The organism is Paraburkholderia phenazinium, from assembly GCF_900142845.1.
Lineage (GTDB): Bacteria > Pseudomonadota > Gammaproteobacteria > Burkholderiales > Burkholderiaceae > Paraburkholderia > Paraburkholderia phenazinium_A.
In genome coordinates, this window is record NZ_FSRU01000001.1 from 3,656,575 (window position 1) to 3,680,799 (window position 24,225).

Sequence of the window (24,225 nt, forward strand, 5' to 3'; positions counted from 1 at the left end):
GAGGGTTTCCGACCGCCGGCGCACTCATGTGCGCCGTAGCCGAAGGGGGTTCAGGCCGTCATTGCGACCAGCACGCGCCGCTTGCCGGCGAACGGCGCGCGGCCATGCGACATCAGCAGGTTGTCGAGGATCAGCGTGTCGGCGGCCTGCCAGGCGAACGACAACGTCGTCTCGCGATAGACCGCGCGGATTTCGTCGAGCATCGCGGCGTCGATCGACGTGCCGTCGCCGAAGAACGTATTGCGCGGCAAACGGTCGTCGTCGACAACTTCCAGCAGCGCCTCGCGCACCACAGGCGGCAGGTTCGACACATGAAACAGATGCGCCTGGTTGAACCACACCGTCTCGCCGGTCACCGGATGACGCAACTCCGACTGGCACACCTGGCGCGTACGCAACGCCTCGCCGTCGTCGAGCCACTCATAGTCGATCCGGTTGGCACGGCAATACTGTTCGACCTGGTCACGCTCGCCGGTGCCGAACACCTGCTCCCACGGCAGATCGAGACCGTTACCGTAGTTGCGCACGTACATCACCTGCCGTTCGGCGAAATGTCGGCGCAACGCGGGGTCGAGCCGTTCGTAGACAAGACGGCTATCGGCAACCGGCGTCGCGCCGCCCTGCTCCGCCGCGATGTCGCAGTAGAACCAGATCGAGGCAGGCCAGTTGAGCGTGTAGGATTGCTCATTATGTTGATCGATCCATTGATCGGCCGGATACTCGGTCGACGAATACACGCCTTTCTCGACCTTGCTGCGCGGTGTCGAGCCGAATTCGTAGGTCAGCAGCGGTTGCCCGAAGCTTGTGACGAGTCGATCGAAACCGGCGGCGCCGAGCGCATCGAAGCCGCGCAGCAGCACGCCGCCATAGGTCGTCCTGGCGCGCGCAACCCGTTCCCGCAACTGCGGCAGGCACGCGTCCACATTGAGCGCGCCCTGCGGACTCAGCACCAGCACGCGCGAGCCGTTTTGCTCCAGCACCTGTTCGCTGAGCACCTCGTCGATACCGCTGATCAATGTATCCATGCTTCGGCCTTCGATAGACGCGCCGGCGCAGCGTGAGCCGACTGCGCGAGCGCATCCGCAAGAGAGGTGGCGACACGCGCGAGCACAGGCTCGGGCGCGCCGTCGAGATAGAAATGGCCGCCGTCGAAACGATGCAGCACGCACGTGGCGCGCGTTTCCTCACGCCAGGCTGCGACGTCTTCGACGCATGCGGTGGCGCTGTCGTCGCGGCCCATGAACACGTCGACCGGACAGTCGAGCGGCGAGCGAACGGTGAGCCTTGGCGAGGTCTGTGCAATGCCGGCCTCGTCATTCAACTCGCGCCGATAGGTGCCGCAAAGATGGAAGTCGGCCCGCAACAGCGGCAGCACGAAGTCGATAAAGTCGCGGTCCTCGAGCAGCTCCGCAGGCGTGCCGCCGAGTTCGCGCAGCCTGTCGACCATCGCGTCGTGCGTGCAGTCGAGCCAATGTGTCTCCCGCTTACGGCGCCTCGGCGCAACCGAACCCGAGGCGCCGAACCATACCGGCGCGAGACCGTGACGCTCGCGCAGTGCGTGGATCAGTTCGAGCCCGACCAGCGCGCCCATGCTGTGGCCGAACACCGCAAACGGCATCTCGCCATCGAGCCGTCCCTCTAGATCGACGAGCAACGCGTCGACCAGCGCGGGCCATTCCGTATGCGCGGGCAGCGCACGACGCGCGCCATGCCCCGGCAATTCCAGCGGCTCAACCTGCACGCCGCGCGGCAAACGCTGCGCCCAGCGCCGATACAGCATGGCGTTACCACCCGCATGCGGCAGACAGAACAAGCGCACCGGCTGCAATGCGATCGGCACGGCAGGCACCGCGACGGATCCGGTCATCGATCAGGCCGCCGATCCCGCGCGCGCCGCGGTTTCTCGGGCTACGTCCTCGGCCATCGCCTTGCGAAGGCTCAAGGGACGCATGTCGGTCCAGACCTCATCGATCCATGCAAGGCACTCGGCCCGCTTGCCGGACTTGCCCGCTTCGCGCCAGCCTGCGGGAATCGCCTTGTAGTCCGGCCAGATCGAGTACTGCTCTTCGTCATTGACGACTACGTGGAAATTTGTGTCTTCATCGCCCCAGCTCATTGAACGCTCCGCTGTAGATTGTTGAATCGCTTGAATAAGTATCATTCACATCTGAGCTCGCCACACGTCTCGCCTGATTCGACTCGGCAGCAGGCCCGCGTCGTTTCGGACCGGTCCGTCCTCACATTCGCCGGCATCGAAACGGGTGTGAAGGTGTTGCGCAAATGAGAATCATTTGTGTTTAGACGCGTAAATTAGAGGGCGCGCTACCCTTTGTCAAGGAGTTTTGGCGGCCGCAAAGCTCGCCCCTAGGCCCATGCGGCCTTCGTCACACCTGCCAGCCAGCCGTCTGGCCAGCCGATACGCATAACCTCATCGGCAAAATATTCAAATGAGAATCATTTGCATTAACGACCAATCTGTCTCATCATTGGCGTCATGCCAACACTGTGATGCCGCCTCTCATGAATTCGCCTCTCGCTATTGCCTCGCCCGACCGTGCCACCGCTCCCGAGCCGCAAGATCACACGGACATCGTGCTGAACACGCTGTTGTCGCGTCAGTCGCACTGGCCGTTGACGAGCCCCGGTCCTGACGACGCAGCCCTTGCGTCGATCTTCGATGCCGCCCTGCGCGCGCCGGATCACGGCAATCTGCGCCCGTGGCGCTTCGTCGTCGTGCGGGGCGAGGCACGCGTCGCGCTGGGTGAGGTACTGGTGGATATCGCGTGCGCCCGCTCGCCGGGGGAGCCGCGTGTCGCGCATGCGCATCGCGCGAGGAAAGCGCAAGCGGCACCGGTGATCATTGCGCTCGGCGCGGCGGTGGACGAGGAGTCGACGGTGCCCGAAGTCGAGCAGTTGCTGGCAGTCGGCGCAGCGACGATGAATATGCTGAACGCGATCCACGCGCTCGGTTACGGCGGCTTCTGGGCCACTGGTCCGGACAGCTACGACACAGCCATGCACGCGGCGCTCGGTTTTCAGTCGTCCGAACGATTGCTCGGCTTCCTGTTCGTCGGCACACCGCAAGCGGCGCAACGTGCCGTGGCCAGGCCCGAGCGCAGCGCCCACGTGCGGGAATGGACCGGGCCGTCGTCGAAGCCGTCACCCGCGAATTAAGAGCAAACCCAACGCGTGCGCGGCTCGGCGGATCGACCTTCAGCACGCGCCATAGTCATAGCACACAGCTCGATCGCTGCGCGCCCCGTGCGCGCTTCTCTATGCGGCCCGCGCCGGCGCAGCGTTCATTTCAGCCTGGAGGTCCCATGCCTTTCCTTAGCTTATCGGAGCAGCCGTACTCACTACTCGACGAGTCTCTCGCACAACACCCCGACATGGCCGAGCAAACCGTCCTCTCCGCGCTCAGGATGTGGCTGCGTCCTCAGTGCGACGCCATGCGCAAGCGCGAAAGCTGGCGCGAACCGCTCTCCGATGCCGGTCTTTCGCACGATGGTCTCGTCTCGTTCGACTTGCTCATGCGTTCGGTCATGAGCGTGACGCGCCGGCCGCTCGACACGCGCTGCCGCTGTGCCAGCGATCTTGCGAAAGACGAAGCCATGCTGCTGCAATCCATCGCGCTGCTGCAGGGCATGCGCAGCGACGAGGCGATCAGGTTGCTTGAAGACTGGCTACCGCAACAGGCGATGAGCGTCGTGCTGAAGGTGGTCCGCTGGTTTGCGATCGCGCTGCTTGAGGCGGGACTTGAGCTCACGGTCCGCGAGCGGCGCGTCACCTATATGCATTGAAAGCGTGCGCGGCGTGGCAGGAGCCGGCCCGGCGGCACGCTAAGAGCCTCTCCCGCGCGCCGCCACTCGCCACACTCGTGAAGCTTACTGCGCGCCGAGCTTCTTGATCAGCACGTCCAGTTGCGCCAGTTCCTCTGCGGTCAGGTCCGTAAGCGGTGCGCGCACCGGACCGGCGTCGCGGCCCACCAGCTTCGCACCCGCCTTGACGATGCTCACCGCGTAACCCTGGCGTCGATTGCGAATCGCCAGATACGGCAGGAAGAACTCGTCGAGCAGTTTGCCCACGGTGGCATGGTCGTCGGCAGCAATCGCGCGATAAAACTGCATTGCCGTCTTCGGAATGAAGTTGAACACCGCCGACGAATACACCGGCACGCCCAGCGCCTTATACGCCGCCGCATAGACTTCCGCGGTGGGCAAGCCGCCGAGGTACGAAAAGCGATCGCCGAGCCGGCGGCGAATCGTCACCATCGCCTCGATCTCGCCCACGCCGTCCTTGAAGCCGATCAGGTTCGGGCAGCTATCAGCCAGACGCTCGAGCATGTCGGCGTTGAGCTTCGAATTGGCGCGGTTATAAACGATCACGCCCATGTTCTGCACCGACTTGCACACCTGCTCGACGTGCGCGGCAATGCCTTCCTGCGACGCTTCGGTCAGGTAGTGCGGCATCAGCAGCACGCCTTTGGCGCCGAGCCGCTCGGCTTCCTGCGCATATTCGATCGCCACGCGCGTCGGGCCGCCCGCGCCGGCGAGGATCGGCACCTTGCCCTTGCAGGTTTCCGTAGCAGTCCGTATCACGTTGCTGTAGTCGCTCTTGGTCAGCGAAAAGAATTCGCCGGTGCCGCCTGCGGCGAACAGCGCCGTTGCGCCGTACGGCGCGAGCCATTCGAGGCGCGCCGCGTAGGTGTCGGCACGGAAGTCGCCGTTCGCATCGAAGTCGGTCACGGGGAACGACAGCAAGCCTTCGGAAACAATCGCTTTGAGTTCTTGAGGGGTCGTCATGGTCTGAAGAGTGTCAAGTTTGAGAAAAAGTGAACGGCCACGCCGGCCGTCGCCGTATCGGGGATCGAGGGTCCAGGTCCGCGGTTAGAATCAGCGCACGAGGCACGGACGCTTGTTGTCGAACTTCCAGTTCGGAATCAGGTACTGCATGGCCACACCGTCGTCGCGCGCACCCAGGCCGTGCTGCTGATAAAGCGCATGCGCCTTGTCGAGCGCATCCAGATCGAGTTCGATGCCGAGGCCCGCCGCTTGCGGAACCTTGACCTTGCCGCCTACGATCTGCAGCGGATCGCGCGTCAGATGCTGACCGTCCTGCCAGATCCAGTGCGTGTCGATGGCGGTGATCTTGCCGGGCGCGGCCGCCGCGACATGCGTGAACATCGCCAGCGAAATGTCGAAGTGATTGTTCGAATGCGAACCCCACGTCAGCCCCCAGTCGTTGCACATCTGCGCCACGCGCACCGAGCCTTGCATGGTCCAGAAGTGCGGGTCGGCCAGCGGGATATCCACGGATTGCAGCTGGATAGCGTGGCCCATCTGGCGCCAGTCGGTCGCAATCATGTTGGTTGCCGTCGGCAGGCCCGTCGCGCGGCGGAATTCCGCCATCACTTCGCGGCCCGAGTAGCCGTTCTCCGCGCCGCACGGGTCTTCCGCATAAGCTAGCACGTCGCGCTGGTCGCGACACAAACGCACCGCTTCCGCCAGCGACCATGCGCCGTTCGGGTCGAGCGTCACGCGTGCATCGGGAAAGCGCTCGGCCAAAGCGGTCACGGCTTCGATCTCGGCATCGCCCGGCAGCACGCCGCCTTTGAGCTTGAAGTCGTTGAAACCGTAGCGCGCTTGCGCAGCCTCGGCCAGCCGCACGACCGCTTCCGGCGTCATCGCTTCCTCGGTGCGGATCCGCTCCCAGGCGTCGCGACCCTCCGCGCCGCTCGCGTACGGCAGATCGGTTTTCTTGCGATCGCCAATGTAGAACAGGTAGCCGAGCATTTCGACTTCGTCGCGCTGCTGGCCTTCGCCGAGCAACGCAGCGACCGGCACGCCCAGATGCTGTCCAAGCAGATCCAGCAGCGCCGCTTCGAGCGCGGTCACCGCGTGAATCGTGGTGCGCAGGTCGAAGGTCTGCAGGCCGCGACCGCCTGCGTCGCGGTCCGCGAACTGTGTGCGCGCCTTGTTTAGCACCGCTTGCAGATTGCCGATCGACTGGCCGACGACGAGCGGCCGCGCGTCGTCGATCGTCTTGCGGATGCTCTCGCCGCCTGGCACTTCGCCGACGCCGGTGTTGCCGGCGCTGTCGCGCAGAATGACGATGTTGCGCGTGAAGAACGGCCCGTGCGCGCCACTCAGGTTCAGCAGCATGCTGTCACGGCCGGCGACCGGCACGACGCGCAACTCGGTGACGGTCGGCGTGGCGTTCGATTGAATAGGTTTCGTAGACATGAAGTAAGACTCGTGAAGTGATAGAGCCGGCTGGCAAGTGTCGTTGGATAGGTATCCGAATGATCAGTGGGCTTTGCTATGAAACGGCGGCGCCACGACGTCGTGATTCACGCGGCGATTGCGGGTCAGGAAAGCGGCCGCCGCCGCGATGAGCGACGCCACGCCTAACGCATACAGGCCCCCGGAAATCGAGCCGGTATGCTGCTGCAGATAGCCAAACGCAGCGGGCGCGAAGAATCCACCCAGATTACCGACCGAGTTGATCAGCGCAATCACCGCTGCCGCCACGCGTGCATCCAGATAGCCCTGCGGGATCGGCCAGAAAAGCGAAGACGCTGCCTTGAAGCCGATAGCCGAAAAGCAGATCGCCACGAACGAGAAGACCGGATTGCCGGAGGTCGACGCAAACAGCCCGCATGCGGCAATCACCAGCGCGCCGGCGAGCCACGCCTGCTGGAAACGCCACTTCGCCGACAGCACCGCAAAGCAGTACATGGCGACCATCGCAATCAGCCAGGGAATGGTGTTGAACATGCCGACCTGGAAATCCGAGAGTCCGCCCATCTTGCGAATGATGGTGGGCAGCCAGAACGTGGCCGCATAGATGGTCAGTTGAATCGCGAAGTACAGAAAGCAGAACAGCAAGATTTGCGGATCCTTCAGCAGCTTCATGGCCGGCAAATGCGCGCCGCCGAGCGCGTCGCGCTCAGCCTGCTCGGCGGCGATCGACGTCTGCAAAATGCGCTGCTCTTCCGCCGTCAGCCACGCGGCATCGCGAATGTGCGATTTCAGCAGGACCCAGCTCACGCCGCACAGCACGATCGAAAAGCCGCCTTCGATCAGAAACATCCACTGCCAGCCGCGCAGGCCGAGCCCGCTGATCGAAAGCAGGCTACCGGTGATCGGACCGGACAGCACCGACGCGAGCGCCGAGCCGCCGAGAAACACCGCGATGGCTTTGCCGCGCTCCTTCTGCGGCAGCCATTGGGTGAAGTAGAACACCACGCCCGGGAAGAAACCCGCCTCGGCCACGCCGAGCAGAAAACGCAAGACATAGAACGAGGTGTCGTTCCAGACGAAGGCCATCGCGCCGGCCACGAGACCCCACGTCCCCATGATGCGGGTGAGCCATGCGCGTGCGCCGTACTTTTGCATCAGGACGTTCGACGGCACTTCGAACAGCGCGTAGCCGACGAAGAACAGCCCGCTGCCCAGACCGTACGCAGCCGCGCCGATGCCTAGATCCGCCTGCATGTGCGAATTGACGAAGCCGATGTTCACACGGTCGATGTAGTTCGCGATGAACATGATCAGAAACAGCGGCAGAATGTGCCGCTTGACCTTCGCGACCGCGGATTCCAGCGGGTCGGGCGTCGTGGTGAGAACAGAGGGCAAGGGCGTCTCCTGGATCGGCCTGGGCGACGGCCAAATCGAACGCAACGCGGCTGGGTTGGACGTGGAGTGGGATGACTCCAGCCAACAATCCGAGATACGTTGTCTGACGACAGTCTACTCTGTTTTATCCCGGGCTTCCAACAAGGTGTTTACCCTGTCATCAGGCGGCTTGAGCCTAATATTCAGCCACTTTCCGCGCCGCTGGAGCACGCACAAGGGGCAACGACCCCACGAAAATCTCCCGTTTCGCGGCCGCAATTTGGCTCTAATCTGACCAGTTGTACGATGACGTTGCCGTGACATCGCATACCAGTCAAGCATTGCCGGGACGGTTGGCTGACGGTTTTCCGCTGAGCGAGGACCTGCCGCTGGTGGATATCGAGCACCAACCTCGTCGGCGCGAGGCCACTCTGGAGAACGCAATGTCGCGATGTCTCGATGCGCACAGTTTGGCCTGACGTCGGCCGAGGCAACTCAAACCGTGCGCTCGACACCCTCTTCCGACGCACTACTCAACCGGCGCAGCCGTTCGCGGCTGCTCGACAGATGCATGCGCATCGCCGCCCGCGCGCCCTCGGGATCGCGCCGCGCGATGGCATCGAGAATGCCCTCGTGCTCCATATTGACCCGCGCCATGTAAGCGACAGGATCGCTCTGCGCCAGGCTCGGCGAATCGACACGATGCCGCGGAATCAGCGCGGTGCCCATCTGCGTGAGAATGTCGACGAAATAACGGTTGCCGGTTGCCCCCGCCACCGCCACGTGAAAGCGCAAATCCGCGGCTGCGCTGTCGCCGCCGACACGACTGGTGGCTTCGATGGCGTCGAGCGCCGCGCGGATATTCGCCAGGTCGCGCTCGCTGGCGCGCTGGGCGGCGAGCCCTGCGCACTCGGTCTCGAGGCTGATGCGCAACTCCATCACGGACAGCAGGTCGGCCAACGTGGTGGCGGGCACCATCGCAAGACCCAGCGACTCGCGGCGCGGTTCGAGCACGAAACTGCCGATGCCGTGACGCGTCTCGATCACCGCATTCGCCTGCAGGCGCGAGATGGCTTCGCGCACCACCGTGCGGCTGACGCCGAGCAGCGACATCAAGGTTGTCTCAGTGGGCAGCTTGTCGCCGGGCTTCAGCATGTGCGCCGCAACCTGCTCGTTGATGTAGTTCACCACCCGGTCAGCAAGACTCCCACGCACGCGCATCGGCGGCGCAGTTAGGGTTGGGGACGCGGTCATCATGGACCTCCTTGGTTGTTTGCTGACCCGTCCATTATACGTTGTCCTACAACGCGAAACGGCCGATATCGTCGGCCGTCAACCTGTCCGCGAGGCCCAGAACGCCCGTTGCACCCGCATGATTTCCTCCTCCACCTCAGCAACCGGTCCGATCAACTCGACGGGCTTCTGGCAATGGTCGAAGACATAGCGCGACGACACGCTCATGGTGGGATTTTCGGCGTGATCGCCGGTGGCCTGCAGCAGCTGCATCTCCGTCATGCCGAACACCACGCGGCCGATGTTCGCCCAGTAGGCGGTGCCCGCACACATGCAGCACGGCTCCACCGAGGTGTACAGCGTGCACCCCCACAGGTACTGCGGCGTGAAGTTGAGCGCCGCGACGCGCGCCAGCACGGACTCGGCGTGATTGACCGTGTCGACATTGCCCTGCTCCATCAACACGGTCTCCTGATCGGGGCCGACCAGGATCGCACCGAACGGGTGGTGGCCCATCAGCGTCGCCCGTTCGGCGACCGCGCACGAATGCCGCAGATGACGCACGATCTGCTCGCGCGTCGGCGTGAGCCCCTGCGGCGGATAAACGGGGGCGTCGCCGGCGGGCGTCGCGGCAATGGTCAGACTCACAGACAGGTCTCCTTGTTAGTGATCAGCTCGGCGAGCCGCCGGCGCCAGGCGGCAAACAGCCAGCGGCCGGCTTACTTGGGCAGCGCGCCGTCGACGCCCTGCACGAACCAGTTCAGACGCGACAGATCCGCATCGGCCAGGCTCTGGCCGGCCGCGACCTTGACTGCGCCGGTCTGATCCTTGATCGGGCCGGCGAACGGGTCGAACTTGCCGTCGATAATGTCCTGGCGTTTTTGCGCCAGCGCCTTTTGTGCGGTAGCGGAGACGGCGTCGGTATTGATGTCGGCGAGGTCAATGGCCTTATCCTTCAAGCCCCACCAGACCGGCGCATTGGTCCATTTGCCCGCCTGCACCTGCTCGATCAGATGTGAATAGTAGACCCCCCAATAGGTCACGCAGGCGCCCAGTTGCGCATTCGGGCCGAACTTCTTCATGTCCGAGTCCCAGCCGAAGGCGTGGACCTTCTTTTGCTCGGCGGTCTGCATGGTGGCGGTCGAATCGGTGTTCTGGATCAGCACATCCGCGCCCTCGCCGATCAGGGTTTCGGCGGCCTGCTTTTCGCGGCCCGGATCGAACCAGCTATTGATCCAGATGACCTTCACCTTGGCATTCGGATTGACCGAGCGCGCGCCGAGCGTAAACGCATTGATGTTGCGCACCACTTCCGGCACCGGCACCGAGCCGACGAAACCGAGCGTGTTGGTCTTGCTCGTATAGCCGCCCACGACGCCCGCGAGGTAGGCGCTTTGATAGGTGCGCACGTCATAGGTGCCGAAGTTGGCCGCCTTCTTGTAGCCGGTGGCATGCTCGAACACCGTGTCCGGGAAGTCCTTGGCGACCTTCAGCTCGAAGTCCTGGTAGCCGAAGCTGCTGCCGACCACGATCTTGTTGCCCTTCGCCGCGAGGTCGCGGAAGACGCGTTCGGAGTCGGCGGACTCGGGCACGTTTTCGACGCGGGTCACTTTGATCTTGTCGCCGAACTGCGTTTCGATGGCCTTGACGCCCTGCTCGTGCGCGTAAGTCCAGCCCGCGTCGCCGGGATTGCCGAGATAGACGAACGCGACGCCAAGCGGTTGAGTCGTGTCCGCGTGGGCGCCCAGCGCGAGGCCGAGGCTGGCCACCGCGAGGACGGTAGCCGGCATGCGGAATAGATGGCGAAGCGTGCGGGTCATCTCTGCTTTCATAAATTTTTCCATGGCGGGTTGGGCTGGATCTGCGGTCGGGCGCTGGGACAAGGCCTCAGCAGACGAACAGCATCAGGGGGATAGTCGAAGGCCAATTAGCCGGCAAATATTTGCTGGCGTTATTTCCGAGATAACGAAATTGATATCTGACCGCCTCGGCGCGACCCGCTATACACTGCGTCCTCACGCGTTGCGCATCATTCCAGAGGCCTCAACGTGCTTGCAAACCGCGTTATAAACGAAAGGACCACGAAAGAATGAGCTTCTCAGCCGGTGTACTCATCTTTCTCTGCGCGTGTTGCTGGGTCGCGGTTGTGCTGGCGCGTTCGGGCGCGCTGCGCAGCACGAAGGGCGGCGCGCAGGAACCGCAAGGCCGGCGGGTGTTGCGGGAGGCGCTGGAGAAACGCGGAGATGTGCCTGACGTGCGAGACGTCCGTAGCGTCCGGGACGTTCACAGCGTCAGAGAGATCAGAGGCCTGAAAGGGAATCGGGCCGGCAGGAACAAGCGGGGCTAAGCCCACCGTCTCGAAGCCGCTGCGCTTTCGCGCAGACGTCCTCGAGACGGGCGTTATTTCATCGCGCGGCGACGTTCGTATCGGCCTCGCGATTCGCGTCGATCACCGTCAGTGCCGCCATGTTGATGATCCGGCGCACCGTCGAGCTCGAAGTGAGAATGTGCACCGGCGCATTGGCGCCCAACAGGAACGGGCCCACGGCAACATTGCTGCCCGCCGCGGTCTTCAACAGGTTGTAGGCAATGTTGCCCGAATCGACGTTCGGGCACACCAGCAGATTCGCCGCGCCCTTCAGGCGAGACATCGGCAGGATGCGCGAGCGCAGTGCTTCGTCGAGCGCGCAATCGCCGTGCATCTCACCGTCGACTTCCAGCGTCGGCGCCTGCTGCGTCACCAGTTCAAGCGCGCGCCGCATCTTCGCGCCGGAGGCCGAACTGCCCGAGCCGAAGTTAGAGCGCGACAGTAGCGCCACCTTCGGCACCAGGTTCAACCCCGTCATGCTGTGCGCCGCGGCAATCGTGAATTCGGCGATCTGTTCGGCCGTCGGGTCGTCGTTGACGTGGGTGTCCACCAGCGCAACGGTGCGATTGTCGAGCAGCAGAATGTTCATGGCCGCGTAGGTCTGCGCACCCGCTTTCTTGCCGATCACCTGATCGACGAAGCGCAGGTGATCGTGATACGCGCCGACCGTGCCGCACACCATCCCGTCCGCATCCCCCAGCTTCACCATCATCGCGCCGATCAGCGTGAGCCGGCGGCGCATTTCCACGCGCGCCATCTCCTTGGTGATGCCGTCGCGGCACATCAATTCCCAGTAGGTAGTCCAGTATTGATGGAATCGTTCGTCATACTCAGGATTCGTCACTTCGACGTCGTGACCGAGGCGCAGACGCAGGCCGTATTTTTCGATCCGCGCCATCAGCACTTCCGGACGCCCCACCAGAATCGGCCGCGCCAGCTTTTCGTCGACGATGCCCTGGACCGCCCGCAGTACACGTTCTTCCTCGCCTTCGGTGAACACGATGCGCGACTTGCCGCCCTCGCGGACAATCTGCCGCGCCGCCGCGAACAACGGCTTCATGAAGGCGCCGGAGCGGTAGACGAATTGCTGCAGTTGCTCGGTGTACGCCTCCAGGTCCTGCAGCGGGCGCGTGGCGACGCCGCTTTCCATCGCCGCCTTGGCCACGGCCGGCGCGATACGCACGATCAGGCGCGGGTCGAACGGCTTCGGGATGAAGTACTCGGGCCCGAAGTCCACGCCATACGCGCCATACGCCGCAGCCACCACTTCGTTCTGCTCTTCTTCCGCAAGGGCTGCGATCGCGTAGACCGCGGCCTTTTCCATTTCAGGGGTAATGGTGGTCGCGCCCACGTCCAGCGCACCCCGGAAAATATAGGGGAAACACAGGACGTTGTTGACCTGGTTCGGATAGTCGGAGCGGCCGGTCGCGATGACCGCATCGTCGCGCACCGCTTGCACCTCGGCCGGAGAGATTTCCGGCGTGGGGTTGGCCAGCGCCAGGATCAGCGGGCGAGCCGCCATGCGCGCCACCATGGCGGGCTTCAGCACACCGCCGGCCGATAGGCCGAGGAACACGTCCGCGCCTTCGATGACCTCTTCCAGCTTGCGGGCCGAGGTGTCTTTAGCGAAGCGCGCTTTCTGCGGGTCCATCAGCGTGGTACGGCCTTGATAGACCACGCCTTCGATGTCGGTGGCCCAGATATTTTCGATGGGCAGGCCGAGTTCCACCATCAACTCGAGGCAGGCCAACGCCGCCGCGCCCGCGCCGGAGGTCACCACCTTGACCTCCTTGATGCTCTTGCCCACCACCTTCAAGCCGTTGATGAAGGCCGCGGACACGGTGATCGCCGTGCCGTGCTGGTCGTCATGGAAGACCGGAATCTTCATCCGCTCGCGCAGTTTGCGCTCCACGGTAAAGCATTCCGGCGCCTTGATGTCCTCGAGGTTGATCCCGCCGAAGGTCGGTTCCAGGCCGGCAATGATGTCCACCAGCTTGTCCGGATCGGTCTCGTTGATCTCGATGTCGAACACGTCGATTCCGGCGAACTTCTTGAACAGCACCGCCTTGCCTTCCATCACCGGCTTGGAAGCGAGCGCGCCGATATTGCCCAGGCCCAGCACCGCGGTGCCGTTCGTGATGACGCCCACCAGATTGCCACGCCCGGTGAAGCGGAACGCGTTGAGCGGATCGGCAGCGATTTCCTCGCAGGCCGCGGCCACGCCGGGCGTGTACGCCAAGGCGAGATCTCTCTGCGTGACCAGCGGCTTGGTGGCGGTGACCGCCGTTTTGCCCGGAATCGGGAATTCGTGGTAATCGAGTGCGGCCTGGCGATCCGATGCGTTCATGTTCTGAGCCCTATCTTTGGCGGTTTGGCGGGCGCCCTTGCGGCGCGAATCCAGCGACAACTCATTCTAGGGACGAGCCATAAGGACAATATTTGGAGTTAATATGCCCCCATCACCTTTTTCTAATGGCGCGGCACCTTGATGGCGGCATTCGATCCCAACGTGGTGGTGCGCAAACTGGCCTCGCGGCTGAAAATGCGCCACCTCACGCTGCTGCTGCAGATCCAGCAGCACGGCTCCCTGACGCGCGCCGCCGAACATATGGCGAGCAGCCAGCCCGCGGTCACCAATGCGCTGGCGGAGCTGGAGGACATGTTCGGGGCGCCGCTGTTCGACCGCTCGGCGCGCGGCATGGCGCCCACGGCGTTGGGCAAGGTCGTGCTGGCGCGAGCACGGGCGATGACCGAGGATCTCGACCATCTGGTGCGGGAAATGGAGGCGGTGGCGTCCGGGCACGCCGCGCATCTGCATATCGGCGTGATCCCGTTCATTCCCGGCCAGATGCTGTCGACGGCGATTGAACGCACCCGGCCCGAAGGCGACCGTCGTCTGACGGTGACGATTCACGAGGGCACGAGCGAGCACTTGCTGGCCCAGTTGCGGGACCACACGGTGGACATCGTGATCGGACGCGCCTCGGCTTCGCTCGATCTGCAGCAGGTCGGCGTCGAGATCCTGTATCGCCAGCAACCGCGCCTGATTGCCAGCCGCCGCCTCGCGGCCCGGCTGGCGCGCGGCCGGCTGGACTGGCAGAAGCTGGCCGAACTGGACTGGATACTGGGCGCGCCGAATACGCCCATGCGCGAGCAGGTCGCCGACCTCTTTCTCGGCGCCGGCCTGACGCCGCCGACACCGATTGTCGAAAGCTACTCGTCCAAGCTGATCGGCGAGATGATCGTCGCGGGCGAGCAGTCGGTGTCCATCGTCCCGGCGGATATCGCCGAGGAGCTGGTGCGCATCGCTGGCGTTGCCATCGTGCCGTACTCGTTCGAATGGACCTTGTCGCCCATTGCGCTGTTCACGCGCATGAACGAAGCGCAGCGCATGCCCAGCCTGCTGTTCGCAGAGGCACTTCGTAAGGTATGCCAGGAAATTTATGCGAGGCCCTAGCGTTTTGAAAAAACCCCATATCGTCATACTCTTCACGGTACTGCTGGACGCGATCGGCTTCGGGCTCATCATTCCCATCCTGCCGGGACTGCTGCACAGCCTCGCCGGCTCGGACACCGCTGTCAGCAGAAACTACGGCGCCCTGCTCGCCGTTTATGCGTTGATGCAGTTTCTGTTTGCTCCCATCCTCGGCGCGCTGAGCGATCGCTTCGGCCGTCGTCCGGTGCTGCTGGCATCGCTCGCGGGAGCGGCGGTCGATTATCTGGTGATGGCCTCGGCGCCTGGCCTCTCGTGGCTCTATATCGGTCGTGTGCTCGCCGGCATCACCGGCGCGAACATGGCCGTCGCCACGGCCTACCTCACCGACGTCACGCCCGAAGCGGAGCGCGCGGGCCGCTTTGGTCAGATGGGTGCGGCGTTGGGCGTGGGCTTCATTGCGGGACCGCTGATCGGCGGTCTGCTCGGCGCGTTGCATCTGCGGGCGCCGTTCGTCGCGGCCGCGGCGATGAATGGGCTGAATCTGTTGCTGGCGTATTTCGTCTTGCCCGAATCGCGCGAGCGGCAAAGCGGTCCTCGGGAGAAGCGCAACATGAACGCGTTCGCCGCCTTGCATCGTCTGCGCGGCACGCCGAACCTGATGCCGCTCGTGGGCGTCTACGCCATCATCATGCTCGGCTCACAAACCCCCGCCACGCTGTGGATCATCTACGGCGAGGACCATTTCGCGTGGTCCACGACGATCGCCGGCGCCTCGCTGGCCGCCTTCGGCGCCTGCCATGCCGTATCCCAGGCCTTCGCTATCGGGCCGCTGGTGGCACGGCTGGGCGAACGCGTCGCGTTGTTGATCGGACTGGCGGCGGACGGTCTGGGCCTGGTCTTCATGGCCATTGCAACGCGCGGATGGATGCCTTTCGCCATCCTGCCGCTGTTCGCGGTGGGCGGCATCACCATGCCGTCGCTGCAGGCCATGCTCGCACGGCAAGTCGACGATAGCCGTCAAGGCGAATTGCAGGGCACGCTCACGAGCATCGCGAGTCTGATTGGCGTGGGAGGGCCGCTCGCGGTGACATGGCTCTACGCGGCCAGTCAGCACATGTGGCCGGGTCTCGTGTGGGCCATCGGCGCGGCGCTCTACCTGCTGGTGCTGCCGCTGCTGTTCAGTTCGCGCATGAAATCGCCGCAGGACGGCGCGGTGGGGACGAGCGCAGGCGAATGACGTCCGCGGCAAGCTCAATACGTTCCATCAATTCACGCGCTTGCTCACAATTACCAGGCCGCGTGACAACCCGCTGACGTTATCGACCGCTTGCGATCCCGCGTACAACTGCGCGATCGGCACCCACACCGCCGGGTACTTGTAGCGCGCGACGTCGAGGACAAGCGCGCTATCGCTCGCGGCGTCGAAGGCGGCAAGCGGCGACCAGTGACCGCCGCCCGCTTCGCCGATCTCCACCCGCCTGAAGTTCAGCAGCGCAAAGCGGTCGCTATGCGCCGTGGTATCGCGGATCAGCTCGCGAAACTGCGCGAGCGTGAGATCGCCGGAATGGAATTTTTTAACCTCGACCGGGAATTCACCCAGCACCGCGCTGAGTTGGTCGAGTGTCATGCCTTCGTGCGAGACCCGCTCGGCATTGGCGACCCGCGGATCGACGCTGCGAAAGAAATCCTCTTGAGAGAAGTATGGGAAGTCAGGGTATTGCGTGGATTGGGGACGCTGGATGCCCAACGCATTCAGCGCCATCACCGAGCTTGCCACCGAACAGTACGCCTCGTTCCGCTGCGTTTCGAAATACTCCGAGAGTGGCCAGTACGACTGCTTGTCGGTGCTCGACATCAGCCGCTGTTGACCTTCGGGCTGCGTCAACGCGACAAGGTTGGGCGGAACCGGTAAGGGGCCATCGGCCGGTTGGCCGGCTGCGGGAGCGTCCGCATGACTCTGCGTGGACGGGGACGGCAACGATGCACAACCCGCCAGGGCAACGGCCGAAGCCGTGGCTATCGCGAGCCAGACGTGCCGGCTATTGAGCCTAACGAAGCGGAACAACGAATAGTTGAACATCGAGCCCTTCTCATGCGGATGCGTTCCGGACGGTGGGTGGGTAGCTGGCTGGCCACTGTGTCAGCACCCTGCGCGCGAACTACGGGACGAGCTCCGTTTTTTAACACGAAACACGCGCGCGCGTGAGATCCGAGCGCAAGGGATTGAACGGGGAAAGCGCCTCGCCGAAAGCATCGTGCAGATCGCGAAGGAGAGCGGCTACTCGAAGATCCGGCTCGATACGCTCCCAACCATGTACGCGGCGCAAAAGGTCTACGCGTTGCTCGGGTTCGTGCCGATCCCGGCATACGTGTTCAATCCGGTGGAAGGCACCCAGTTCCTTGAGCTCGATCTGCATACAGTGCAGGAGCTGCGCTAACGCTGAGGTAGCGAAGACGGCCGGCCCCGGCTCCCCTCACCCGCTTCGCATCGCGTGACGGCCGTTCGTATCGGCGCCGTTTTTGCTGCGCGGCCAGTCGTAACCTCCCCCAAGGTCCAAATGACTCCCCTGTGCAGTCGTCCACGAGACCGTCCCAAACTTTATCTCGCGAGGAGGTAACGATGAACACCATATCGTCGGCGTATCTGAATCCCACGACGCAAAGCGCGCCGTCCACATCCACGTCGGGCAGCGCCGACCAGGCTGTCGAGCAATTGCTGCAGGACATCGAGACCCTGCTTGAAGATGCGAGCGGTAACGGTTCGGGCTCGGGCAGCGGTTCGGGCTCCGGCTCGGGTAGTGGCATGGATCTCGGCAGTGGCTCGAGCAGCTTGCCGCAGACCGGTAGCATCCCGTCCACCGGCGGTGCGCCTGGCGGCGGCGCAGTTCCGGGCGCGGGTGCAAGTCCCGCTGCCGGGGCTGGGGCCAGTCCGGCTGCCGGCGCCAGCGAAGCAGGCCAAGGTCTGCACGACGTGAAGATCAATTCCACGGCGGGCGGCGAAGCCCTGCATCTGCAGGAAGACAGCCAGGGCAATCTGTACAACGGCAGCGGCGACAATGTCGGCCACGTCGGTGCGGATGGCTCCGTTTCGCTGAATTCGGGCGCCACGAAGGAAATCCAGCGTCTCGAGACCGGCGGCAATCCGATGTCCATCCTCGCCGGCAAGGCGGCCAAGCCGGAAGAAGGCGACGGCGGCAACGCGGTGTTCTCGTCGTCGGAAGTCACGGTTTCCGCAGGCGACCTGAACCAGACGAACGACTTCTGATAGGCGTGGCTTCAGGACGCCGTTCGTCACGCGAATCGGAGGACGGCGATGCCGGCCAATCACGTTGCGGCCTATCTCTCATGCCGCGACGATGTGATCGCACTGCTGCTGAAGATCTTCACGCTGGGCTTGAAGGATGCCCCGCGCGAAGATCTGGAAGATATGTTGCTGGCGTTGCGGGTCTTGCGCCGCGACGCGCTGCCGATCGACCTCGGCGAAGTGCGCCTCCATATCCGCGACGCCGACTGGATCGGCGCCGTGCGTCTTCTCAAACGCCTCGAATGGGCCGAGAAGACCAACACGGCGTCGATCGCCCTGCTGGCCGGATGTCTGTTCAAGCTCAACGACGCCGAATGGCGCCGCTATGCCGCGAAAGTGCTAAGAGACGGCGGCAATCCGGCCGCGCTCGCGCTGGTGGGGAAATTCATGCAGATCGGCGAGACGTCCCGGCCCATTCACGAAGTGGCGGGCGGCGACGAGTTGCGCACGCGTATCGCCGACGTTCTGCACCGCGGCGGCGGGCCGTCTGCGTTTTAGCGTGCTTGACGGCATTCGCAGGCTCGCAGCTCGCGAATGCCCACAACCGGGCAATCAAGCAATCAAGCAAAGATCAAGCGGCGCCCTCAAAGCGCCGCTTGACCGCTCTGTCCGCTATCAAACGTCCCCAGCCTGATACAGCTTGATCACCGCCGAGAAGTCCAACCGGCCCGCTCCCTTAATGCTCATGCTCTGATACAACTGCTGCGCCAGCGCGCCGAGATACACCGGCTGACGCACCTGCTTCGCGGCATCCGTAGCAAGACCAAGATCCTTCAGCATCAGATCCGTACCGAAACCGCCGGTATAACCGCGCGACGACGGCGCCGTTTCGATCACGCCCGGGAACGGGTTGTACGTGTCGGAACTCCAGCAGCGCCCGGTGGACGTATTGATGATCCCGCCCAGCACCTTCGGATCGATGCCGAGCGCGGCGCCCAGCGACATCGCTTCGGCCACCCCCGCCATCGTGATGCCGAGCACCAGGTTGTTGCAGATCTTCGCCACCTGGCCCGTGCCGGTATCGCCGCAATGAACGATGTTCTTGCCCATTCCCGACAGCACCGGCTTGACCTGCTCATACGCCGCTGCGCTACCGCCCACCATGAACGTCAGCGTGCCGGCCGCTGCGCCGCCCGTGCCGCCCGAGACCGGCGCATCGACAAACGCATTGCCGTGCTGCGCCGCGAGTTCGGCGAACGCCTTGACGCTCGCCGGATCGATCGTGCTCGAATCGATGATCGTCACGCCCTTGGCGATCCCCGCCAGCACGCCATCGTCGGCAGTCAGCACGCTGCGCACGTGAGCTGCGGCGGGCAGCATCGTGATGACGCATTCGACGTCCGTCACCGCGGCTTTAGGCGACACCGCCGCCTTGGCGCCCGCGGCCACCAGCGCCTGTACGGCCTGCGCGTTCAGGTCGAACACGGTCACTGCGTGGCCGGCCTTTAGCAGGTTCTGCGCCATCGGCGCACCCATATTGCCGAGTCCGATAAAACCGATCTTCATGATTGCGTCTCCCCTTCGTGATCCAGAGTGCCTCGCGCCGAGCGCTTAGCGCAGGCTGATAGTGGTGTTGACGCCATCGTTGACGGTCGCGTCGTCGAACCAGCGCGCCGTAACCGTCTTGGTCTGCGTGTAGAACTGCACGACCTGCTTGCCGTACGGGCCGAGATCGCCGAGCTTCGAGCCGCGCGAGCCGGTGAAGCTGAAGTACGGCACCGGCACCGGAATGGGAATGTTGATCCCCACCTGGCCCACGTCGATATCGCTCTGGAACTTGCGCGCCGCTGCGCCGCTTTGCGTGAAGAGTCCCACGCCGTTGCCCATCGGATTGCGGTTGACGAGTGCAATCGCATCGTCGAGCGTCGGCACGCTCAGCACCACCAGCACCGGCCCGAAAATTTCGGTGCGGTAGATTTCCATTTCGGTGGTGACGTCGGTGAAGATCGTCGGGCCGATGAAGTTGCCTTCCTCGAAGCCCTTCACTTTCACGCCGCGGCCGTCGAGGGCAAGCGTGGCGCCCTCTTTCACGCCCGCTTCGATCAGGCCGAGAATGCGCTGCTTCGCCGCACGCGACACCACCGGGCCAATGTCCGTGCCCGACTCGCTGCCCGCGTTGACCTTCAACGTCTTCGCCTTCTCGACCAGTTCCGGCAACCACTGCTGCGACGCCCCCACCAGCACGACCACCGAAGTCGCCATGCAACGCTGGCCTGCTGCACCAAAGCCGGCGCCTGCGAGCGCGTTCAAGGTTTGTTCGCGATTGGCATCGGGCAGCACCACCGCGTGATTCTTCGCGCCCATCATCGACTGCACGCGCTTGCCGTGTTCGCTGCCTAGGCGATACACATGCGTGCCCACCGCCGTCGAGCCCACGAACGAAATCGCCTTGATCAGCTCATGCGTGCACAGCGCATCCACGACGTCCTTGCCGCCATGCACGACATTCAGCACGCCCTTCGGGATACCGGCTTCGATGGCTAGTTCCACCAGTTGCATCGTCGACAGCGGATCCTGCTCCGACGGCTTCAGCACGAACGTGTTGCCGCAGACGATCGCCATCGGGAACATCCACAGCGGAATCATCGCCGGGAAATTGAACGGCGTGATGCCGGCGCATACGCCGATCGGCTGGCGCAGCGTGTACGTATCGACGCTGCCCGCGACGTTCTCGGCGAACTCGCCTTGCTGCAGCGTGCCGATCGAGCAGGCATGTTCGACCACTTCGAGGCCGCGGAAGATATCGCCTTCCGCGTCGGGAATCGTTTTGCCCTGCTCGGCCGACAAGGTCTTCGCGATACGCGGCATGTGTTCGCGAATCAGCGCCTGGTACTTCAGCATGATGCGCATGCGTGCGCCTATCGGCGTGTTTTTCCACGTGGCGAACGCGGCATGCGCGGCACGGATGGCCGCATCCACTTCATCGGCGGTCGCGAACGGCACGCGTGCCAGCACTTCCTGAGTCGCCGGGTTGACGATATCGCGCCATTCGCGCGTGCTCGATTCGACGAACTCGCCGTTGATCAGCAGTTTGACCGTGCTGACGTTCGCGTTGGACGCCTGGGTAACAGCATTCATGATGGGCTCTCTCGGTTAGGTTCGGATAGATAAGGTGAGTGGGCTACGGATGGACTAGTGGTCGGCGCGCGGGCGCATCATCAGCGTGCAGAGCAACGCGACAACGCCGAGCGCCACCATATAAACCACCACGTAGTGCGGGCGGCCGGCGCCCACGGCGAGCAAGGCGGTCGCGATCATCGGCGCGATACCGCCGCCCAGTACGCCGGCAATCTGCACCGACAGCGAGATCCCGCTATAGCGAATCTCGGCCGGAAACTGCGAAGCGAATAACTGTGACTCCGGTGCATACAGAATCGGGAACACGACGCCGACGCCCAGCACCATCGCCCACCAGACGGTCAACGGATCGCGCGTGCCGAGCATCGCAAAGAACGGCGCCGCAAACAGGCACATGATGACGAGGCCGATCAGGAACAGGCGTTTCTGGCCGATGCGATCGCTCAGATAGCCGCAAAACGGCATGGTGAACAAGGACAGCACGGCACCCGCGGTAATCGCATGGAGGATGGCGGCCTTGGGGATCTTCAACTGGTTGGCCGCATAGGCCAGCGCGAACGCGACCACCAGATAGAACCAGGTGTTCTCCGCACTGCGCGCGCCGATGATGATCAGCAGTTCGCGCGGATGGCGGCGCATCGCTTCAAGGATCGGCGCCTTCACCGGCTCGCCGCGCGCTTTTACGCGCTCGAAGTCCGGCGATTCGGGCACGCGTATGCGGATCACCCAGCCAACTACCACCAGCGCAATGCTGGCGAGAAACGGAATGCGCCAGCCCCATGCGAGCAGGTCGGCTTCCGGCAGCGCGGTGACGGCGGCCATGGCTAGCGAGGACAAGATCAGTCCGAAGCCCACGCCGGTTTGCGGCAGACTGCCGAAGAAGCCCTTGCGGCCAGGCGGTGCATGTTCCACCGCCATCAGCACGGCGCCGCCCCACTCGCCGCCCACCGCCATGCCCTGCAAAAACCGCATCGCCACCAGCAACGCAGCGGCCCAGTAGCCGATGCTCTGATACGACGGAATCAGGCCGATCACCATGCTTGGAATGCCCATCAGCAACAGCGTGACGAGCAGCATCGACTTGCGGCCGATCCGGTCGCCAAAGTGACCGAAGACAATACCGCCCATCGGACGGCCGATGAACCCCACGCCATAGGTCGCAAACGCGGCTAGCGTGCCGAGGATGGGATCGAGCGTCGGAAAGAAGATCTTGTTGAATACGAGCGCGGCAGCCGTGCCGTAGAGAAAGAAGTCATACCATTCGATGGTGGTGCCGGCCATGCTGGCCCACCCGGCGAGCAGGTAGTCCCTGGCGCGCCTGGGAAGCGGTGCGCCAACTGGCGCCCGGTCGGGGGTCGATTGCATCTGCATCCTGTGTCTCCGGTCTTTTTTGTAGGCTCGCCGATCGCGCGAATCGCGCGGGCTGCCTAAGCCGTGGTTGTTCCAGCGGCTTGCATCCGAGTATAGTTATTCGAATATCCACGGCATAGAGATGAAAAAGCCCATCTGATATGCAAAAAAACACAAGTGCCCTGCTGCACGGAGACCGGATGCAAAGTTTGAACTGGGACGATCTGCGCTACTTCCTCGAGGTGGCGCGAACCCAACGGGCAAGCGGCGCAGCAAAGCGCCTGGGCGTCGATCACACCACCGTGGCGCGTCGCGTAAGGGAACTGGAAGCTGCGCTTGGCACCGTGCTGTTCGACAAGTCGCGCGCGGACGGCTTCGTCCTGACCTCAGACGGCCAGCGTCTGCTCGCCTATGCCGACACCGTCGAAACCACCGTGCAATCCGCCGCTGAACAATTCACGGGTGGCGCGCACTCGCTCTCGGGACACGTGAGGGTGGGATCGACCGAGGGCTTCGGCTGCTTTTTTCTGTCGCCGCAACTCGCGCGCTTCGCGGGCAAGCATCCTGACATCTCAATCGACCTGCTGCCGGTTCCGCATTTCGTCAGTCTCTCCAAACGCGAAGCGGACCTCGCCATCATGCTCGAGCGGCCCGAGCGCGGCCAGTACGTCTACACCAAGCTGTGCGACTACCGGCTCAAGCTATATGGAACGCGCAGCTATCTGGATCGCCATCCGCCCGTCAACACGGTGACGGACTTACGCGACCACGCGTTTATCAGCTATGTCGCGGATCTCGCCTTCAGCCGCGAGTTGCTCTATCTGGACCGCACCATCCCCAACGCCACGGCCAATCTGTGCAGCACCAGCGTGATCGCTCAATACCATGCTGCGCTGCAAGGCAATGCGCTTGCCATTCTTCCCTGCTTCATGGCCGAGCTCAATCCGCTGCTCGAGGCGGTCTTACCGGACGAGGTTGTGGTGACGCGGCATTTCTGGCTCTGCTGCCGCGAAGATCTGCGCAAGCTGCGGCGCGTCACTTCGTTGTGGGACTATCTGCGCGCGGCGGCCGATGAAAATCGCGCGCTGTTGATGGGTGAATCGAGGGAGATGCGGTATGTGGCGGCGTGAGCGGGAAGCGTGTTTCGTCGCCGCCTGTGGCCGAAGGTCATTCCACGGCTGAGCACGACGAGTGCAGCCGGCCGGCATTCGACGGCCGACTGTGCAGATGGGCCTTAAGCTTTTGCCGGAGAGGCCGTTATTGCATCTGCCAACCTTTCACGTGCCCGCTCATGGCCAAGACCATTCCGTTTTCCGGCAACACCCAGGCCGCCCGCGCGCGGGCAGCAAAGGCTATGTTGCTGCCGCTTCCGAGGGCGACCGCGGAAGAACTTGCCCTGCAGGTCCACCTCGCACTCGACAGCCTGCGACGCGGGCAAGGCAGCGTCAGCGCCGCCCAGACCGTGACGCAGGCGATGCTCCTCGTCGCCTTCATCGTCGAGGCGGGCTACGGCACGCTGACCCCTGAAGCGCTGCGTACCGCGGACGCCGCGAGCGCCGCCTGCTTCGAGCGTGGCCGTACCTCGGGCGAATGGGTACTCGAGCGCGCCGGCTACGAGATTTTCGCGGCGATCGCGACGGTGTACGACCATCAATTGCAGAAAGCCCCGCTTTGGGCCGTTACCGAGGCAAGCGACCGGCTGGACCGGTTCAGCGCCGGCGAACCTTATCAGGCAGTGGCCCGCAAACGCGCGTGAATGGATGCGAGTAGTTCAAGCATGTGCACGACAGCAGCTTCGCGGGCGTCATCTGCCGTCATGTAGACTGGCGGGGCCGCGACT

23 protein-coding genes are annotated in these 24,225 nt (G+C 63.8%); 9 read left to right on the forward strand and 14 right to left on the reverse strand.

Translation table 11 applies throughout. The features are described from left to right. Positions 1–50: 50 nt before the first annotated feature. The 3 genes from BUS12_RS15885 to BUS12_RS15895 are packed head-to-tail and all read right to left on the reverse strand — an operon-like array spanning position 51 to position 2,116. Complete coding sequence (locus BUS12_RS15885; protein ID WP_074296480.1) at positions 51–1,025, reverse strand: TauD/TfdA family dioxygenase; 975 nt, start codon at positions 1,023–1,025, stop codon at positions 51–53. Then, positions 1,013–1,867 (reverse strand): thioesterase II family protein, encoded by an 855-nt coding sequence (locus BUS12_RS15890; protein ID WP_074296481.1) that lies wholly within the window; start codon positions 1,865–1,867, stop codon positions 1,013–1,015. Before BUS12_RS15890 ends, BUS12_RS15885 begins: the two co-directional genes overlap by 13 nt. A gap of 3 nt (positions 1,868–1,870) precedes the next feature. Further along, on the reverse strand, positions 1,871–2,116 hold the full coding sequence (locus tag BUS12_RS15895; protein ID WP_074296482.1) for an MbtH family protein: 246 nt from the start codon (positions 2,114–2,116) through the stop codon (positions 1,871–1,873). A gap of 404 nt (positions 2,117–2,520) precedes the next feature. On the opposite strand from BUS12_RS15895, the gene BUS12_RS15900 reads away from it, so the two are divergent. Both BUS12_RS15900 and BUS12_RS15905 read left to right on the forward strand, forming a co-directional pair. Beyond that, complete coding sequence (locus tag BUS12_RS15900) at positions 2,521–3,174, forward strand: nitroreductase family protein (protein ID WP_074296483.1); 654 nt, start codon at positions 2,521–2,523, stop codon at positions 3,172–3,174. A 146-nt stretch (positions 3,175–3,320) separates the two neighbouring features. Beyond that, the gene (locus tag BUS12_RS15905; protein WP_074296484.1) at positions 3,321–3,800 is read left to right on the forward strand and encodes a hypothetical protein; all 480 of its coding nucleotides are present in this window, start codon (positions 3,321–3,323) and stop codon (positions 3,798–3,800) included. Between the two features lie 84 nt (positions 3,801–3,884). Here the strand turns inward: BUS12_RS15905 and kdgD are convergent, their stop codons facing one another. From kdgD to BUS12_RS15945, 7 genes are all read right to left on the reverse strand, one after another. Further along, the gene (kdgD, locus tag BUS12_RS15910) at positions 3,885–4,802 is read right to left on the reverse strand and encodes a 5-dehydro-4-deoxyglucarate dehydratase (protein WP_074296485.1); all 918 of its coding nucleotides are present in this window, start codon (positions 4,800–4,802) and stop codon (positions 3,885–3,887) included. 90 nt (positions 4,803–4,892) lie between these two features. Further along, the gene (gene gudD, locus BUS12_RS15915) at positions 4,893–6,242 is read right to left on the reverse strand and encodes a glucarate dehydratase (RefSeq protein ID WP_074296486.1); all 1,350 of its coding nucleotides are present in this window, start codon (positions 6,240–6,242) and stop codon (positions 4,893–4,895) included. A 63-nt stretch (positions 6,243–6,305) separates the two neighbouring features. After that, on the reverse strand, positions 6,306–7,637 hold the full coding sequence (locus BUS12_RS15920) for an MFS transporter (RefSeq protein ID WP_074296487.1): 1,332 nt from the start codon (positions 7,635–7,637) through the stop codon (positions 6,306–6,308). Between the two features lie 474 nt (positions 7,638–8,111). Next, positions 8,112–8,870: a FadR/GntR family transcriptional regulator gene (locus BUS12_RS15925; protein WP_074296488.1), complete on the reverse strand. Its 759-nt coding sequence runs from the start codon at positions 8,868–8,870 to the stop codon at positions 8,112–8,114. Positions 8,871–8,948: 78 nt separating this feature from the next. Continuing rightward, entirely contained in the window at positions 8,949–9,491 is a 543-nt protein-coding gene (locus tag BUS12_RS15930) for a nucleoside deaminase (RefSeq protein WP_429308298.1), read from the reverse strand. Positions 9,492–9,568: 77 nt separating this feature from the next. Next, complete coding sequence (locus BUS12_RS15935; protein WP_074296489.1) at positions 9,569–10,681, reverse strand: BMP family ABC transporter substrate-binding protein; 1,113 nt, start codon at positions 10,679–10,681, stop codon at positions 9,569–9,571. 573 nt (positions 10,682–11,254) lie between these two features. Next, entirely contained in the window at positions 11,255–13,564 is a 2,310-nt protein-coding gene (locus BUS12_RS15945; protein WP_074297570.1) for an NADP-dependent malic enzyme, read from the reverse strand. A 141-nt stretch (positions 13,565–13,705) separates the two neighbouring features. Between BUS12_RS15945 and BUS12_RS15950 the strand changes: the two genes are divergently transcribed. Beyond that, positions 13,706–14,674, forward strand: coding sequence for a LysR family transcriptional regulator (locus BUS12_RS15950; protein WP_074296491.1), 969 nt, complete (start codon positions 13,706–13,708; stop codon positions 14,672–14,674). Positions 14,675–14,678: 4 nt separating this feature from the next. Further along, positions 14,679–15,890 (forward strand): Tet(A)/Tet(B)/Tet(C) family tetracycline efflux MFS transporter, encoded by a 1,212-nt coding sequence (gene tet, locus BUS12_RS15955; RefSeq protein WP_074296492.1) that lies wholly within the window; start codon positions 14,679–14,681, stop codon positions 15,888–15,890. A 27-nt stretch (positions 15,891–15,917) separates the two neighbouring features. Here the strand turns inward: tet and BUS12_RS15960 are convergent, their stop codons facing one another. After that, positions 15,918–16,733 carry a phytochelatin synthase family protein gene (locus BUS12_RS15960; RefSeq protein ID WP_074296493.1) on the reverse strand — a complete coding sequence of 272 codons (816 nt, stop codon included), beginning with the start codon at positions 16,731–16,733 and terminating at the stop codon, positions 15,918–15,920. Here BUS12_RS15960 and BUS12_RS39805 point away from each other — a divergent pair. The 3 genes from BUS12_RS39805 (at position 16,726) to BUS12_RS15975 (ending at position 18,455) form a co-directional block, all read left to right on the forward strand. Continuing rightward, positions 16,726–17,091 carry a GNAT family N-acetyltransferase gene (locus BUS12_RS39805; RefSeq protein WP_367117618.1) on the forward strand — a complete coding sequence of 122 codons (366 nt, stop codon included), beginning with the start codon at positions 16,726–16,728 and terminating at the stop codon, positions 17,089–17,091. The genes BUS12_RS15960 and BUS12_RS39805 overlap by 8 nt on opposite strands. A 182-nt stretch (positions 17,092–17,273) precedes the next feature. Further along, positions 17,274–17,918: a hypothetical protein gene (locus BUS12_RS15970; protein WP_074296495.1), complete on the forward strand. Its 645-nt coding sequence runs from the start codon at positions 17,274–17,276 to the stop codon at positions 17,916–17,918. A 48-nt stretch (positions 17,919–17,966) separates the two neighbouring features. Next, on the forward strand, positions 17,967–18,455 hold the full coding sequence (locus tag BUS12_RS15975; RefSeq protein WP_074296496.1) for an HrpB1 family type III secretion system apparatus protein: 489 nt from the start codon (positions 17,967–17,969) through the stop codon (positions 18,453–18,455). A gap of 117 nt (positions 18,456–18,572) precedes the next feature. Here BUS12_RS15975 and mmsB read toward each other — a convergent pair whose 3' ends face one another. Genes mmsB through BUS12_RS15990 form a run of 3 tightly spaced genes read right to left on the reverse strand, consistent with a single transcriptional unit; the run spans position 18,573 to position 22,406 of the window. Further along, entirely contained in the window at positions 18,573–19,463 is an 891-nt protein-coding gene (gene mmsB, locus BUS12_RS15980; RefSeq protein WP_074296497.1) for a 3-hydroxyisobutyrate dehydrogenase, read from the reverse strand. 45 nt (positions 19,464–19,508) lie between these two features. Next, positions 19,509–21,035, reverse strand: coding sequence for a CoA-acylating methylmalonate-semialdehyde dehydrogenase (locus BUS12_RS15985; RefSeq protein ID WP_074296498.1), 1,527 nt, complete (start codon positions 21,033–21,035; stop codon positions 19,509–19,511). Positions 21,036–21,089: 54 nt separating this feature from the next. Next, positions 21,090–22,406 (reverse strand): MFS transporter, encoded by a 1,317-nt coding sequence (locus BUS12_RS15990; protein ID WP_074296499.1) that lies wholly within the window; start codon positions 22,404–22,406, stop codon positions 21,090–21,092. Between the two features lie 140 nt (positions 22,407–22,546). Between BUS12_RS15990 and BUS12_RS15995 the strand changes: the two genes are divergently transcribed. Both BUS12_RS15995 and BUS12_RS16000 read left to right on the forward strand, forming a co-directional pair. Further along, positions 22,547–23,515, forward strand: a complete 969-nt coding sequence (locus BUS12_RS15995) for a LysR family transcriptional regulator (RefSeq protein WP_074296500.1) — start codon at positions 22,547–22,549, stop codon at positions 23,513–23,515. 161 nt (positions 23,516–23,676) lie between these two features. Next, positions 23,677–24,141 carry a hypothetical protein gene (locus BUS12_RS16000; protein ID WP_074296501.1) on the forward strand — a complete coding sequence of 155 codons (465 nt, stop codon included), beginning with the start codon at positions 23,677–23,679 and terminating at the stop codon, positions 24,139–24,141. Positions 24,142–24,225: the final 84 nt, after the last annotated feature.